Raw genomic sequence first — 15,395 nt, 5'->3', positions numbered from 1 at the left:
TCTGTGCGCCCCTATGAGACTATGCTGAATTATTTACATCACGTCAGCTTATGCGTTACCAAAATACAGGGGATATCGTTTCCATACTGACTTGACCACGATTAAACACCACGTTGTGCCATTCTTCATCATCAAATTCATTGTAGTGGAGATAGCCATCGCAGAATGTACAAATATGTTCAGGTTCAAGCAATAATAACTCCCAAAAGGCTTTAGCAATGCTTTTATAAGTTTCAATTAATGAATCATCTGGATAAAAACGCAGTTTGGCAGAAAGATTATATCCTTCACAAATAAATAGATAGGCTTCCCAGTCTCCCGTCGACTTTTGCTCACAAGCTATAAACGTTTGCCCTATCAACCCATACTTATAATCTGGAACAAACTGACTAAATAATATATTAAAACCAAATATGGCTGGAACTCTAGCTCTAACCCAGACCTCATTAACTGGTTCTGCAAATACATCAGTATCAATCAATAAAATATCGGTGGATTTATCATCAATATAATTTGACAAAGGAAACACAAACTTTTCGTCAACGTTGGGATATGTGTTTACTTGTGTTCCGTTTTCCAAATCTCCCAAGACTGCAATAAAAGCAAACCCTGCATTCTGTGCTGATTTTCCGAGAATCTGATGAAACCATCCACCCTTGATCACAATGGAAACCATTTATCAAACTACTTTTTTAGCATGGGTTTGTGATGGCGATCGCCACATACAATTCATATTAAATTAGGACGTACAGATAGCTGTGCGTCCCTTTGACAAATTCTATATCAAATTATTCCACAAAATTTAATGAATATGACGTTGAATTGTCTCATCAATCACAGCCTCAAAATCTAATTCATATAAATCTGATTGTTTTACCATCAAGCGTGCATATCGCTCATCTACATCAAAAACTTCTTCTAATAAACCTTTCCAACCACGAGCGCGTTTATCAAGTTCTAACAATACTTCTAAATAATCTGGCTTTAAAAGGAAAATTATTTCCAATTCATCTAAAGTATTGCGATATTTCCCATTAGGACGAAACTCAAACTCCTGTACAAAGGGATAAGTGCCACTAAAATGATGAGTGTATTCACAATCGACTTTATATAAATGAAAGCCTAAGTTTTCTACTGCTTGCAGTACCCGTTGCATTAGTGGATGTGGACGCACTTCTAAATAGTCTCTATCTCTGGGGTTAATCGCTGATTTAATTTCTAATCCTGTGCGGATGTATACGGGAGTTCGGCCTAGAGTTAAGGGCATTTCATGGGGTAAAACCAATGAGAAAGGAATAACAACTTCCTCTTTTGGCTCAATACTAAGGCGTTCTGACAATCTATAGTTAATTAGTACGCATTCTTCGGTAACTGTGGAGTCTTCTGTTTCCCGTTCATATTCAGTAGCTAGTTTTATGTATATATCATCAATATTTTGGGCAACATCTCCACCACGAATGTAGACTTCACCTTCTAAGGTTTCGCCTGGAACTACAGAATTGGTAAAAAGCTTTGTATCTACTTTTGCTGCACCAATACCAACACTTGCTAATAGATTTTTAAACATAATCTTTGAATTAATAATTGAGTAAGAATAATTGCCGTAAAACTGAGTTTTACCTTTTACATAGGATATCCATTTGATTTTTGAAATAGCTGTTTCTACACTTAAGATTTAACTTGTACGGGGCTTTTTCAATAATCAAACTAGATTTCTATATATATACTAGTTATCAGCTGATGCTGAAGGTCTTACGCAAAACCCACCAAAATTCATAAAAAAACTCCAACCACGAAGGGTTGGAGTTTTTTCAGTAGTCATTGACTGTTAACTATGGATTATGAACTAATACTAAACCAAAAATGGCCTTGCTAAGAAAAAGCTGGTGATTGATTTAGCATCTATCGGTTCTCCTTGTAGAATGGCTCTTTCCAGTTCTTCGGGGGTTAACAGCACCGTCTCAATATCTTCGTCTTCATCTTGTTTTGGTGGTGTGTCTAGCTTTTCTAAATCTCGCGCCAGGAAAGCATAGATAATTTCATCGGAATAGCCGGGAGCCAGGAAAAATTCGCCTAATTTATCCCACTTTTGCGCACTATAACCTGTTTCTTCTTCTATTTCGCGCTTTATTGTCTCTAATGGTTCTTCTGTTGGTTCTAAAGTTCCTGCAGGAAATTCTAATATCCGCCCTTGTACAGCAAAACGATATTGGCGAACAAGTACAAGTTTACCTTCTGGTGTTACAGGCACAGCTAAAGCGCCTCCGGGGTGGCGAATGCACTCCCATTCTCCCTCGGATTTGTTGGGTAAACGCAGCCGATTTACTTCAAAATCAAACTTGCGTCCTTTATAGAACAGGCGTTGCTTTAATAGCTGTGGTAATTCTCTACCTAATGGCATAGTTAAGATTGTTTTGTCTTAAGTAGCACAGATAAACACTGGAATTTTTTGTTCTATCAGCGTTTTCTGCTCTGGGTAATAGTTTTAACTGCCCTTTAACAAATGTACATCAGAACAGTCTACCTTTTTTACCAAGTCTCTAATTACAAATCCGGAAATTGGTTCTACCCAATCAGGAGCAATCTCTGCTAAAGGTACTAATACAAAGGCTCGCTCTTGCATTCGCGGATGGGGTATTTGGAGATTTGGTGTATCAATAATTAAGTCATCATACAATAACAAATCCAAGTCTAGCGATCGCGGCCCCCATCTTTCCTGCCGCACTCGCCCAAATTTTTGTTCTATCGCCAGTAAAGTTTTTAACAACTCTTGGGCATCAATACCTACCTTGAGGATGATGCAGCCGTTTAAATAATCTGGTTGTGGAGGCCCTACTGCTTTGGTAATGTACCAACTCGATTTTGCTTGTAGCTGAATGTCGGGAATAGCTGCTAATTCTGCTGTTGCCGCTTCTAATATTGATAAAGAATCACCCAGATTACTACCAAGTGCGATCGCTGCTCGCACAGGGTTACGCACACAAGAACAAGCATAGCGCATCACACCTGCCTGCATCCCTTTTGTAAATTTCGCACTTTGTTTTCTAAGGATATTGTTATTATCAATAGTCAATCTGCTCTACAAAACATCTGTTAAATATCTGCCGCAAGTATTATATATTCAATTTTATCAGATTTTTGTATTGAGAATATTAATTAAATAAATTACGTTTTTATTTTAAATAATCTCTGTAGATAAACTGAGGAAATTTTTATTTTATGTAGTGATGAATTGTGATGACTATTTTATGGGATACTATACTATCACAAACTCATTGTACAAAACCCTAAGTTATTTCTTAAGGGCTAGTGCAAAATCTTTTGCGAAGAACTATTGTAGAGAAACTTAACCTCCTGGTTCAAGCAATAAATCATTAAAATTGAGTGACTCTGACAAGGGGGAACTGCGCTTGCCGCCTACAAATCGTTACGAGCAAGAAGAATCAACGACCGATGGCTTACCACAAACCCAAGTGGTAAGACCCAAGAAATTAATCAACCGCATAGGTGGTGTAACGTCTGGGATAGTTAATAGATTCACCAGTCGGGAAAAGCCAATTTATCGACGTTTGTGGTTCTGGGCTGGGTTAAGTGTAGGTGGCGGGATCGTTGCCTTTAACTATTTTTTAGGAAAAATAGATAGTAGTTTACCTGATAAATCCCAACTACAAACAAGTGTGCGGGAGCAAACAATAACTATCAAAGCTGCCGATGGTAGTATTTTACTACAGCAGGGAGAAGCAACTAGAGAACAACTAAAACTACAGCAGATCCCCGATAATTTAAAAAAAGCTTTTATCGCTTCTGAAGATAGCAGATTTGCGGAGCATGATGGGATTGATCCCCAAGGGATTGTCAGAGCAGTAGTAAATAATTTGCGATCGCAAAATGTGGTAGAAGGTGGTAGCACCATCACTCAACAATTAGCGCGGATTCTTTTCCTTAAACAAGAGCGAACAGTTTGGCGCAAACTCAAGGAAGCCCGTCTTGCCCAGAAAATAGAAAAAGAATTATCCAAAGACCAAATATTAGAGCGTTATTTGAATTTGGTCTACTTGGGTGGTGGGGCTTACGGTGTAGCGGATGCAGCCTGGGTTTATTTCAGTAAACCAGTAGACCAGCTTACACTTTCAGAAGCGGCAACAATTGCTGGTTTACCACCCGCGCCTAGCCTGTACTCCCCAGACAAAAATCCGCAAGCTGCCAAACAAAGGCGTAACTTGGTGTTACTAAGGATGGAAAAAGAGGGTTTTATTACCCCAGCCCAAAGGCAAGCTGCCATTCAAGAACCACTCACCTTAAAAACCAGTTTGCCCAAACGACTACAAGTAGAATCGCCCTACTTTAGCAGTTATATTCAAAAAGAATTACCTAAGTATGTTTCGCCCCAGGTGTTAGCAACTGGTGGCTTAACTGTAGAAACTAGCCTCAACCCAACTTGGCAAAAAGCCGCAGAAGCAGCAGTCACCAAAACCGTAAAAAATGAGGGAAGCTGGCAAAACTTTAAAGAAGCAGCTTTAGTGGCTATAGACCCACGTAACGGTGAAATTAAGGCAATGGTAGGGGGTAAAGACTTTGGTAAAAACCAGTTTAACCGCGTTACCCAAGCACAACGCCAGCCCGGTTCAACATTTAAGGGATTTGTTTACGCAACGGCGATCGCCACAGGTAAAAGCCCCTACGATACATATATAGATGCCCCCTTTGTAGTTGATGGCTACGAACCCAAAAACTACCATGAAAACTTCCGGGGTACAATGACCATGCGCGATGCCCTTACCCGTTCGGTGAATGTGGTCGCGCTCAAGGTATTGTTAGACGTGGGATTTGAGCCAACAATTAAACTAGCCCAAGATATGGGGATTAAGTCGAAACTCAACCCTCATTATTCCTTAGCTCTTGGCTCAAATGAAGTCAATTTATTAGAACTAACCAGTGCCTACGGTAGCTTTGCTACTAAAGGTTTACACACAGAACCTCACGGCATCCGCCGCATCCTCAACCGTAATGGAAAAGTCATTTGGTCAGCCAAATTTAACTCTAAACGCGCCCTAGATGCTGATAGCGCCGCCATTATGACATGGATGTTGCGTAACGTAGTTGAAAACGGGACTGGTGCAGCAGCCCAATTAGATAATCGCCCTGTAGCGGGTAAGACAGGTACATCTGACGAAGCCCGCGATTTGTGGTTTATTGGTTATATTCCCCAAGTAGTGGCGGGAGTTTGGTTAGGTAATGATGATAATCGTCCTACTGATGGTAGTAGCGGTAGCGCTGCTTATACTTGGCATGAGTTCATGGAAAAAGCGGTTGAGGGAATGCCAGTAGAAAAGTTCCCCCAAAGACCCAAGCTTGAAGGGCGTAAAGGTACTATTAAAGCCAAACCCATTAAGCCAGGAAAAATCGTTAACGGTTCTCTAGAATCAAATGACGACGACTCAACAGATGATAACGACTCAACTCCAAGACGCAGAAGACGCTCTTACCAGCAAACAGAAGATAGCTCATCATCTGAAGATAGACCAAGAAGACGACGCTATCGTAGCGAAGAAGCAGCCCCTACTGTGAGTGAAGAAGCAACTCCCCGCAGAAGACGGCGATTGAGATCAAGTGTAGACTCAGATTCTCCATCTCCTCTTCGGTCGAGACGGGCTTCATCCTCAGATAGTAATAGTTCTGGCTCCTCAAGTTCTTCGAGTTCTTCTACAGCCACACCTTCTTGGCGAGAAAGACTTAAACCTGGTTCTACCTCTTCTAACTAATACCAACTCAAAAAATCTTTACAACACATTCATTATCTGTAGGGGCGTACATCTGTTCACCCCTACTTTTTTCTCAAAAACCTTTGTCAAATCATGCTTTGTTATAGCAGAAGGCAAAAGAGAAAGCTCTATTATTCCTAGCATTCAGTCTTTGAAAATGTCCTAATCTATGTGACTCGGCAATTAAAATTGCCGTACCCTTTGCTACGCAACACTACAGCGAACGGGAACACTTCGTAAAGGACTAAAACTCCTACTTAAAAGATAGGAGTTTTGGGCTTCTCGTCATTACCGATAAAAGGAAAAGCATCACACAATCATCGTCTCTGAATTAACTAATACCTAGTTAATCAACACAATTTGCAGACATTATCATCAAAGCACCGCTTAAACAGCTAGGATAATAATGACCCCAGGTTGATTTATCCTGTGCTGTTAATGTTAGTTTTATTCGATAATGAGGGCGAACGAGGGGACTTGAACCCCCGAATGGTGGAACCACAATCCACTGCCTTAACCACTTGGCTACGCCCGCCATAGACATTTTTGATTATAGCACCTTTTTTGTGAAGTGGTCTAGAATTTTTTGTCGCTAAGAATGAATTTTACTGATTTATAGTCTTGGCAATGCAAATTGATTTAGTGGATAAGAGTTAAGAAGTATGAAATCCTTGACTGTCATGGCATCTATAGGAGCATTAGGATTAGCGGCTGTGTTGGGAGTAGCAATGGCGAAAACTAATCCCAATCAGGCTGAATATGAGGATTACGCTGTGCAACGGCTGACAGGTTACTTAAAAAGTGATGTCTGCAATAAAACAACGAGATTCTTAGAACGGTTGATCAACTACAACTGCGACAAAATTGTAGATTCTGCTAACCCACAAATGCGTCAACTCCTCTCAGCTACTACTGAACGGCAAGATTTTTTCCTGTTCAGCATCTATCGTACTGAATTAAAAATCAGCGATCTCATACCCTCGTACAAGTTTGAAACCGTAGGAGCATTTAATAACTTTTACACTTATACAGCACAAGAACAATGAGAAAGCGTTGACACAGAAGTATAGTAAATTCATTTTTCTCTGAGCTTGAACTCTACGAAAGGAGTGACTACTGTTCCTGTCCAAATATTTTCTATTTGCTTCTTCTTTCCAGTTTTCTCATCATAAACACTGGCTAAGTTTCTATGGTTGATGTAATTAAATCTAATTCTAAAATTACCTAACCTTGGAAGCCAAAAGAAATAAGTTCCTCCCATGCAATCTTCTATGTGTAATGTTAGTCTTTCATTATAATCCCAACTTATGGAGCCGCCGGGAAAAAATGTTAAGTGTCTTCCAGGATTAGCCAAAATAAAGTCGGATGTGTTTGGTTGACTAATCCAATCACTAGCATAGCTTTGTTCCACGGGATAACCATTAGCATCTATAATTTCTGGAAACAAAGTATTATAAAAGCTGAAATGTAAATGTTTGGCAGTGTTGTTACTAATGCGAATACCAGCCAGTTTGATTGATTCTTTGAATATAGATTCTCTTGACGGCACAGTTAATATCTGCTGTGCTAAAGTTCTCATACAAATACCATCTATCTCGACTGCATTATATTTCTCTGAAGGTTGAACTAGATACAAATTTAAGTTAGGCGTTTCTACTGTGTGAGCTTCCAGTAATTCATTTGATTGTTCAACATCAGGATTAGTGCATAGTATTTTGTGGGAAATTGGCTGATAAATCCACCGTAATTGGTACTTTCCTAATTCCATTTGTTCAAAAGTCCAAGAGTACTCAATGAAATTAGAAGGTTGCCAATATTTAGTATTGTGTGTGATTTTAAATGTTAAGTAATTACTTTGCCAATAAAGTTGAGCTTGTAAAGCAAGCCCTCCTGAATCACCTACTCCCAAGAAAAATTGACTTTCGTTATCATAAGTATTTATTGCTTCCTTTGGTTTAATATCTTGCCCATTTGGTGCAGTAATTTCGGGAATTAAGCAGCCCCAAAAGGAAAAGGGTAAAGAGAAAGATGTATTGTTTTTTATAATTATTACAAATTCCACCATGCTCACAAAGCCAAGTTCTTTACTAGGAATTGGTATGACCACAAGCTTTGGTGTAGTGATTTGTATTTGAACACTAAATGTTCGTGGTAGTTTAGTTTTTTTCGACCTTTCAGATGTCATCTAAATTGCCTTTTGAATAATCATATTTTAATTTATCAATTGTCCTGAAATCTTCTGTAGCATAGTAAAAATAGCTACGAAGAACTTATTACTCATGTCATCTGCTTATTTATTGGTATCCCACGGTAGCCGAGATCCGCGTCCTGAAGTTGCTATGCAGCAATTAGCTATATTAGTGGCGGAAAAACTACATCTTCCAGAAAAGCTTGTGGGGACAGGATATTTAGAATTGGCTCCTGAACCGTTGCATGAACAGATTAAAAATTTTGCTCAAACGGCTGTAGCTTTTGGGTGTCATCAATTGAAAATTGTACCCTTGTTTCTACTTCCTGGTGTTCATGTGATGACAGATATTCCCGGTGAAGTAGCACAGGCACAACAGGCGCTAAGTCAAGATATCCTGATTGAATTACAACCATACTTGGGTATTCATCCAGGTTTACAGACATTTCTCCAAAAGCAAATTGCTACTATCAAAGTAGAAGCTTGGATATTGTTATCACATGGTAGCCTTCGCCCAGGTTCTCAGCAGCCAGTAGAAACAATGGCAGCAAATATAGGTGCTGTTGCTGCTTATTGGTCTGTAGCACCTAGTTTAGGATCAAGAGTTAAAGAATTAATTGCTGCTGGTCATCGAGAAATTGCGATTTTGCCATACTTTTTATTCTCTGGTGGCATAACTGATGCGATCGCCCAAGCTGTTAACGAGCTAAAATTACAATTTCCTGGGGTGAGTTTATACTTAGCCGCACCTCTAGGAGTTAGTGGAGAATTAGCCGATTTAATTGGGGATTTAATTTACGCATGAACCGCACAGACAACGAGGGGAAACAAGATTTAGGCAAGGTTTATTTAGTAGGTGCGGGGCCTGGTGATCCTGGGCTGATGACTGTTAAGGGTAAAGGCATATTAGAATGTGCCGATGTAGTCATCTATGATGCTTTAGTTAGTCCAGCAATTTTAGCCATGATAAATCCCCAAGCCGAGCAAATTAACGCTGGTAAGCGGATGGGGCGACATTCATTATTGCAGGATGAAACAACCCAATTATTAATCGAAAAAGCTCAACATCATGCCATTGTAGTCCGGCTCAAAGGCGGCGATCCCTTTATTTTTGGCCGGGGTGGGGAAGAAATGGCTGACTTGATAGCGGCTGGTATTTCAGTGGAGGTTGTGCCAGGTATTACTTCGGGAATTGCTGCGCCAGCTTATGCTGGGATTCCCCTAACCCATCGTTTATATAGCTCATCTGTAATTTTTGTTACTGGTCATGAGGCTGCTGGTAAGTATAGACCGAAGGTAAATTGGCAAGCGATCGCCCACGGTGCAGAAACCATCGTCATATACATGGGCATCCATAACCTAGCTTATATTGTGGAACAGTTAAATCAAGCAGGAATAAGTTTAGAAACTCCGATTGCTTTAATACGTTGGGGTACACGTCCCGAACAAGAAGAACTGATTGGCGAGTTAGGAACAATCGTAAAACTAGTGGAAAAGACAGGATTTGAAGCCCCGGCGATCGCTGTTATTGGTTCAGTTGTAAAGATGCACAGTCTACTCAATGCGAGTGAAGAGAGATGAGGAAAACTAACTATGGACTATGGACTAATGACTAATGACTAATGACCAATAAGTTTGGCTAAGTTTGAGGCTACTATTACAATGGAGACTATTGATCAATGAGGAAAACGAATGACCCAAGTGGTATTAGGAGAAAACGAAGGTATAGATTCAGCGCTACGTCGGTTCAAGCGCCAAGTTTCTAAAGCTGGAATTTTAGCTGATGTAAAGTACCATCGACATTTTGAAACACCGTTAGAAAAACGTAAACGTAAGGCAGTGGCTGCAAGACGCAAGCGCCGTTTTAAATAAATCTAGGTGGTTTATGTAGGCGGCGTTGCTTGAGGACATGACCTAAAACAAGCAACAATTAAGTTGCCACGATTTTGACAATATTAAAGCAAGATGTGCCGCACCCCTGATAGGGGTGTGTGTATATCAATTCAAAATTCAAAATTCAAAATTCAAAATTCAAAATTCAAAATACCCTACGGGAAACAAGCTACAAAATTTAAGAGTTCTCCCTTTTGCCTCCTGACTTGAAAGTAGGGAATGGGGGAGATGGGGAGAAAAAACAACTGTCAACTGTCAACTGTCACTCTAAGATTTAGGTATTTCGCCAGTATAACTATTACAACGATTCATCGCTTTTTCTACCCCTTGTTTAAGAGTTAGTTCTACACATTCAACAACAAACTGTAAGACAAGGGACATAAGTTGAGTTTCGCTGGCAGAAAATTTTCCTAACACATGAGCAACAGTGTCTGAGTTATCGGCATTCGCCGCGTTTTTAGGTTTACCTATACCGATGCGTAAGCGGGGGAAATTTTGCGTGCTAAGATGAGCGATCGCACTTTTCATCCCATTGTGTCCCCCAGCCGAACCAGACAAGCGCAGGCGAGTTTTACCTAAAGGTAAATCCAAATCATCATAAATTATTAATACAGACTCGCTCGGCACTTTATACCAGTTTGTCACTGCTTGTATTGACTGTCCCGAACGATTCATATAAGTTAATGGTTTTAATAGGCGAACTTTTACACCTCCAGAGGCGATACCTTCACCGTATTCTCCCTGAAATTTGCGATTTTCTGCCAAAGGAATCTGCCAAGCACGAGCCAGCGCATCCACAGCCGCAAAGCCAATATTATGGCGTGTTTGGTCATATTTAGGTTCTGGGTTCCCCAAGCCGACAATTAGCTGGGGAATCACCAAAACTGGTTTTGTTACAGGTTCTGTCATCTATCTTATTTACAATCAACCACTCACTGCACTTTCTTAGGTAGCAGGGGAGGAACCAGCACTATCTTGTTCCGATTTAACTGCTTCAATTTGCTTGGGTTCAAGTTCAGCAGTAGTTTTCACAACTTGTTCTATTTGCTCTGCTTCGCGCTTAAACTCACTTTGAAACTCATTAGAAGCTTCTTGAAAACCACGAATGGCTTTTCCCACACTCCGACCAATTTCTGGCAGTTTCTTTGGCCCAAAGATGAGTAATGCCACTACCATAATTACAGCCATTTCCGGCAGACCGATACCAAATATATTCACACGGCTTCTCCTGTCTAGTTTATGGGAACTGGGTATGAGATTAAATTTTTTATCCTACTCAAGATTAACGTTTTGAGTAGGATAACCACAAATAGATCAGTTATCAGTTATCAAAATAGCAAGTCTTGATAACTGTTGACCGTACTAATTTTAGATTTTAAATTTTGGATTTTGGATTATTTTTGGTTCAAGCCCAGCCCCTGGTGGAGCCACTCTCGTGGGCGGGTTTCCCGACTTGAGAGAAGTGGCGTGGCGGAACAAATCGCGCTGCTTCGTCAATCCAAAATCTCCAAGCTGCATCCCCTTGTGGGTGCAGTCAATCCAAAATCGTCAATCCAAAATCTAAAATTGTTTGACTGTTGACTAATGACCAATGAATAAAAAAACCCGGATAGACCGGGTAAAATTTCGCTAATTAGTCAGCTTAGTTATTGTGTATCAATAGCTACCAACCAACTCTTACATCTTGAATCAAGATTGATTTGTTGTAAAGTTGCAGAATAATTAGCAGGAACACGAAAAACAGTCCCATAAAGACGGCCATTAAAGGGGTAGTTCCCCAACCTGGAGCCACTTTACCATATTCGGAATTTAAAGGTCGCAGGATATCTCCCAACCTAGTGCGTTGTGCCATAGTTCACCTAAGATTAGTTGCCAAAGCTTTTTTTAATCTTCTGTAATATTCTATAAGAATAACATTCATCATCAATAACTCACTTATGGAACCCGCAATAGTTCTTATCATTTCTGTAGCAGCCATTGTCGTTGGCATTACTGGCTATGGAATTTACACCTCTTTTGGCCCTCCAAGCAGGGAGTTGGCTGATCCTTTTGAGGATCATGAGGACTAGAGAGCAGTTGACAGTTGACAGTTGACAGTTATCAGATTGTGTTCACTGTTCACTGATAACTGTTTACTAACTTACCTACTCCCACAAAACTCTATAAGTGGCGATTTTCCACGGTGGAATTGTGGAGTTTTGTTGCTCAGATGAGAATCCGATAGTGGGGCGTTCTAATAAATCTACTGGCTCACTTAAGGTAAGGTGTAAGTCACTGTGTAAGGATAATTCTGCTGTGACACCGTGCGATTCGTAACATCGGAGAATTAATTGTTGCGGGTCATCTTCGGATGGCTTTAATGCCATTAACACTAGGTTTTCGGCTGGTAGGTTTAAAAAACTCACTCTGTCTTTTTGAGGGAGTGGGGAGTTGGGAGTTGGGGGTGGGGAAGCTGGATTTAGTTTTACTTGTAAAGGGATGTTTAATTCATATCCCTTTTGTACTGTATTGGCTGATTCCCAACTGTTGGCGTGAGGATACACAGCATAGGTAAATTGGTGTATCCCTCGGTCGGCTTCTGGGTCAGGCCAGGAGGGGCTACGGAGTAATGTCAGCCTGAGTTGTTGGGGTTGGCTGTCGTAACCATATTTACAATCATTTAGTAAGCTAATACCGTAAATACCCTTATCTTTCTCTTGGGTTAAATCAGCCCAGCGTAAAGCGGGGACTTCCCATTTGGCTTTTTCTTCTGGGGTTTGGGGTTGGGTTGGGCGACAAATTGCCCCACAAGGAATTTCATAGGTGGCGAAGTCGGCTGTAATGTTAAGAGGAAAGGCTGCTTTGACTAAAACGTGATTTTCTTGCCAGTTGACGGTAGAGGCGATTTTTAACAAGGGTGAACCGACTTGCAAGATATAGTCTTGAGAAAATTCTGACTCACCCAATTGACGCACTACCCGCAGGCGACTTTGCACTGGGCCTTGTTCTAACCATTGGATTGATTTGAGGTGGGTTGCTGGTAAGGGATGCTGGCTATAGTTGGGGTCGATGTTCCAAGCATCCCAATATTGACCACTATCTTTAAAGCCTTGTAGTTGATTTCCTGCACTAGATAATATTTCTCGTTGATGAGTTTTGTCATAGATACTTGATAAATCTCCAGTATCGGGGTCTACACTAACTCGGAGGTGTTCGTTTTCGAGAATGTAGTCTGGGGATGGGGGAGATGTGGTTCTCTGCGAGACGCTCCGCGAACGACTACGCTCACCAACCAGGGATGTGGGGGAAAGCCAAAAGAGGCGATAACCTACGGATGGGATTTCTTGGGCGTGAAATAGTAGGGTTGATGGTTCAGTTAACTGGGAAATGACTTGTTCACCGTTTGTATCGTAAACTTGCCACTGTTGCTTGGCTAGTGATGGGGGTAGGGTGACTGATACTACTTCGGAGCGTTGCCAGTTGAGGGAATTGAAAACGAAAATTGGTAAACTATCAGCTTGCGGTGGCTCTGGTAGGGTAAAGTGAGATGCGATCGCTCCTAATGATTCTTCTAATATCTTGGTTCCCGTTTGTTCTACTCGCTGCCATTCGCTCAAGGCATCTGTATATACTTGGGTAATAGAAGAACCGGGTAAAATATCGTGGAACTGGTGAAACAATACTTGCTTCCATGCTGTTTCGATTTCGGCTTGGGGATATCTCACGCCACAAATCACAGTCGCTAAGGTAGCAAATAGTTCCGCTTGATAGAGTAAATTTTCAGAATACCGATTCCAGCGTTTCTGGTCTGCGTGAGTAGTGTAGCAGCCGCGATGGAACTCTAAGTATAGTTCGTCATCCCAGGTGGGGAATTGGGGAGTGGGGAGTGGGGAGTGGGGAGTGGGGGAAGATGAGGGAGATGAGGGGGATGAGGGAGATAAGGCTTTTGTTTCCCGCAGGTTTAATAATTCTCCCCCTACTCCCCCTACTTCCTCATCTCCTCCATCTTTAATCTGCTGTAAATACTCTTCAGCACTGATAAATTCTAAATCTGGAAAGAAAGGGGAGGTTCGCCAGCGCTGGGCGGTTTCTAACATATCACGGGTGGGGCCGCCGCCGTGGTCGCCGACACCGGGAAGCCAGAGGGATTGATTTAAGTTAGTTTGGGCTTGCCATTCTAAGGCATAGTTTGCCATTTTTATGGGGTCGATGCCTTCGCCTATGAGTGCAGACATGAGACTGAATACTTGACTGCCGTCGGGCGATCGCCACCAAAATGCGCCATAATCAAATTTGGTAGTGTCATTCCAGCGTAATTTTTGGGTGGCGAAATACTCAATACCCGCACTGGCTAAGAATTGCGGGAGCGTTGCACAAAAACCAAATGTGTCTGGAACCCAAACTACTGTTGATAGTTTGCCGAATTTCTCTTGGACGTAGCGTTGACCATATAATAACTGACGGACTAAAGATTCGCCGGAAAGTAAATTGAGGTCAGGTTCTACCCAAAAGCCACCGACGATTTCCCATTTACCCGCAGCTACGGAATTTTGAATGGCTGTAAATAAGTCTGGGCGATGTTCTTCTATCCAAGCATATAGGGCTGGGGTGGAATGGCAGAAAATTAAGTCAGGAAAATCTTGTTGAAGTTTGAGGACTGACTCAAAGGTGTTTTGGGCTGCGTTCCAGGTTTCGTTGACTGGCCATAGCCATGCTAAATCTAAGTGGGCGTGACCTAATAAATAGATTTTAAATTTCGGGTCGTTGATAGATAGATGATTTATTAGATTTTGGCGTAGGGTAATTAAAGATTCTGGGTTGATGGAAGTAATTTGTTGGACTGCTTGAGTGAGGATATTTAAGTTTTCTGGGGCAAATTTTTCTAAATAAAGTTGTAATATTGATAATTCATCGGCAATGAAGCCGGGGTCAGGATGATTATAGTCTGTGGATTCGTAGATCAGGAGCGATCGCACTAAAGCACCATCACAATGACCAGGACTAACTAGGCGAATAGCCACTAAAAATTCTTCACCTGGGGTTACTTCCCTACTAATTAGCACTCTGGGAGAACAGTCAAATAAATCTCCTTCCAGTACCGATTCCCCATTTACATATATTTTGGCGGAGTCTGCCCACCACAACAACGATAGCCGTAGGGATAAACCAGCTAAGGGATAATTATGTAAATCTTGGGGAACTACAAATTTCTGCGCTAACCACAGGACTTTTTGACCACCAGTCCAAGGGATGTTACCTTTGGAGTTTAACTCTACAGGCTGCCAAGTAGATAAATCAAATGCAGCTACATCTGTAATTTCCCTGTCCGAGTCCTGGTATAACCAAGTAGACTGGACATTAACTTGGCAACAACTGCGTAATTGTGTAATTGCGTCTGAAATTAAACTATTTTGAGATTGAGATATGGTAGAAGTCATATTTTCGCTAAAATTAAAGCATTAAAGGAGTTTTTCAAACAGTAGTCAGTAGTCAGAATTTTCAATAAACTTGTGTAAAACTATTGGCAGGCTAGATTTTCTTACTTTATCCCTAACAAGAAAAGTCGGGTTAAG

At 41.1% G+C, this 15,395-nt stretch carries 16 protein-coding genes and 1 tRNA gene; 6 read left to right on the top strand and 11 right to left on the bottom strand.

What is annotated here, in order from left to right; translation table 11 throughout:
• Positions 1-55 precede the first annotated feature (55 nt).
• The 4 genes from NSMS1_RS30195 to folK all read right to left on the bottom strand — a co-directional run bounded on the left by NSMS1_RS30195 (position 56) and on the right by folK (position 3,001).
• On the bottom strand, positions 56-676 hold the full coding sequence (locus tag NSMS1_RS30195; RefSeq protein ID WP_224088847.1) for a hypothetical protein: 621 nt from the start codon (positions 674-676) through the stop codon (positions 56-58).
• 126 nt (positions 677-802) lie between these two features.
• Positions 803-1,567 (bottom strand): sporulation protein, encoded by a 765-nt coding sequence (locus NSMS1_RS30190; protein WP_224088845.1) that lies wholly within the window; start codon positions 1,565-1,567, stop codon positions 803-805.
• A gap of 285 nt (positions 1,568-1,852) precedes the next feature.
• A complete protein-coding gene (locus tag NSMS1_RS30185; protein ID WP_224088843.1) occupies positions 1,853-2,401 on the bottom strand; it encodes an NUDIX hydrolase in 549 nt (182 codons plus the stop codon).
• Positions 2,402-2,485: 84 nt separating this feature from the next.
• Positions 2,486-3,001: a 2-amino-4-hydroxy-6-hydroxymethyldihydropteridine diphosphokinase gene (gene folK, locus NSMS1_RS30180; RefSeq protein WP_224095397.1), complete on the bottom strand. Its 516-nt coding sequence runs from the start codon at positions 2,999-3,001 to the stop codon at positions 2,486-2,488.
• A 409-nt stretch (positions 3,002-3,410) separates the two neighbouring features.
• On the opposite strand from folK, the gene NSMS1_RS30175 reads away from it, so the two are divergent.
• A complete protein-coding gene (locus NSMS1_RS30175; protein WP_224095396.1) occupies positions 3,411-5,762 on the top strand; it encodes a transglycosylase domain-containing protein in 2,352 nt (783 codons plus the stop codon).
• Between the two features lie 462 nt (positions 5,763-6,224).
• Here NSMS1_RS30175 and NSMS1_RS30170 read toward each other — a convergent pair.
• A tRNA-His gene (locus tag NSMS1_RS30170) sits at positions 6,225-6,297 on the bottom strand.
• A gap of 127 nt (positions 6,298-6,424) precedes the next feature.
• On the opposite strand from NSMS1_RS30170, the gene NSMS1_RS30165 reads away from it, so the two are divergent.
• Positions 6,425-6,808 carry a DUF4359 domain-containing protein gene (locus NSMS1_RS30165; RefSeq protein ID WP_224088841.1) on the top strand — a complete coding sequence of 128 codons (384 nt, stop codon included), beginning with the start codon at positions 6,425-6,427 and terminating at the stop codon, positions 6,806-6,808.
• A gap of 29 nt (positions 6,809-6,837) precedes the next feature.
• Here NSMS1_RS30165 and NSMS1_RS30160 read toward each other — a convergent pair whose 3' ends face one another.
• On the bottom strand, positions 6,838-7,947 hold the full coding sequence (locus tag NSMS1_RS30160) for a hypothetical protein (protein ID WP_224088839.1): 1,110 nt from the start codon (positions 7,945-7,947) through the stop codon (positions 6,838-6,840).
• 94 nt (positions 7,948-8,041) lie between these two features.
• Here NSMS1_RS30160 and NSMS1_RS30155 point away from each other — a divergent pair, with 94 nt between their 5' ends.
• The 3 genes from NSMS1_RS30155 (at position 8,042) to rpsU (ending at position 9,822) form a co-directional block, all read left to right on the top strand.
• The gene (locus tag NSMS1_RS30155) at positions 8,042-8,755 is read left to right on the top strand and encodes a sirohydrochlorin chelatase (protein ID WP_224088837.1); all 714 of its coding nucleotides are present in this window, start codon (positions 8,042-8,044) and stop codon (positions 8,753-8,755) included.
• Positions 8,752-9,531: a uroporphyrinogen-III C-methyltransferase gene (gene cobA / locus NSMS1_RS30150; RefSeq protein ID WP_224088836.1), complete on the top strand. Its 780-nt coding sequence runs from the start codon at positions 8,752-8,754 to the stop codon at positions 9,529-9,531. Before NSMS1_RS30155 ends, cobA begins: the two co-directional genes overlap by 4 nt.
• A gap of 111 nt (positions 9,532-9,642) precedes the next feature.
• Entirely contained in the window at positions 9,643-9,822 is a 180-nt protein-coding gene (rpsU, locus tag NSMS1_RS30145) for a 30S ribosomal protein S21 (RefSeq protein ID WP_008226419.1), read from the top strand.
• 288 nt (positions 9,823-10,110) lie between these two features.
• Here the strand turns inward: rpsU and pth are convergent, their stop codons facing one another.
• The 4 genes from pth to psbH form a co-directional block, all read right to left on the bottom strand.
• A complete protein-coding gene (gene pth / locus NSMS1_RS30140; RefSeq protein ID WP_224088833.1) occupies positions 10,111-10,752 on the bottom strand; it encodes an aminoacyl-tRNA hydrolase in 642 nt (213 codons plus the stop codon).
• Between the two features lie 36 nt (positions 10,753-10,788).
• Positions 10,789-11,061 (bottom strand): TatA/E family twin arginine-targeting protein translocase, encoded by a 273-nt coding sequence (locus NSMS1_RS30135; protein ID WP_224088831.1) that lies wholly within the window; start codon positions 11,059-11,061, stop codon positions 10,789-10,791.
• 150 nt (positions 11,062-11,211) lie between these two features.
• The gene (locus tag NSMS1_RS30130) at positions 11,212-11,361 is read right to left on the bottom strand and encodes a hypothetical protein (RefSeq protein ID WP_224085496.1); all 150 of its coding nucleotides are present in this window, start codon (positions 11,359-11,361) and stop codon (positions 11,212-11,214) included.
• Between the two features lie 145 nt (positions 11,362-11,506).
• Positions 11,507-11,695, bottom strand: coding sequence for a photosystem II reaction center phosphoprotein PsbH (gene psbH / locus NSMS1_RS30125; RefSeq protein WP_190406200.1), 189 nt, complete (start codon positions 11,693-11,695; stop codon positions 11,507-11,509).
• 85 nt (positions 11,696-11,780) lie between these two features.
• Here psbH and psbN point away from each other — a divergent pair, with 85 nt between their 5' ends.
• Positions 11,781-11,912, top strand: coding sequence for a photosystem II reaction center protein PsbN (gene psbN, locus NSMS1_RS30120; RefSeq protein WP_224088829.1), 132 nt, complete (start codon positions 11,781-11,783; stop codon positions 11,910-11,912).
• A 75-nt stretch (positions 11,913-11,987) separates the two neighbouring features.
• Here psbN and NSMS1_RS30115 read toward each other — a convergent pair whose 3' ends face one another.
• Positions 11,988-15,260: an alpha-mannosidase gene (locus tag NSMS1_RS30115; RefSeq protein WP_224088828.1), complete on the bottom strand. Its 3,273-nt coding sequence runs from the start codon at positions 15,258-15,260 to the stop codon at positions 11,988-11,990.
• Between the last annotated feature and the right edge of the window lie 135 nt (positions 15,261-15,395).

This window comes from Nostoc sp. MS1 (assembly GCF_019976755.1).
Taxonomy (GTDB): Bacteria; Cyanobacteriota; Cyanobacteriia; order Cyanobacteriales; family Nostocaceae; genus Trichormus.
The sequence above is the reverse complement of the archived record's forward strand: the minus strand, read 5'-3'. Positions and strand labels throughout refer to the sequence as shown.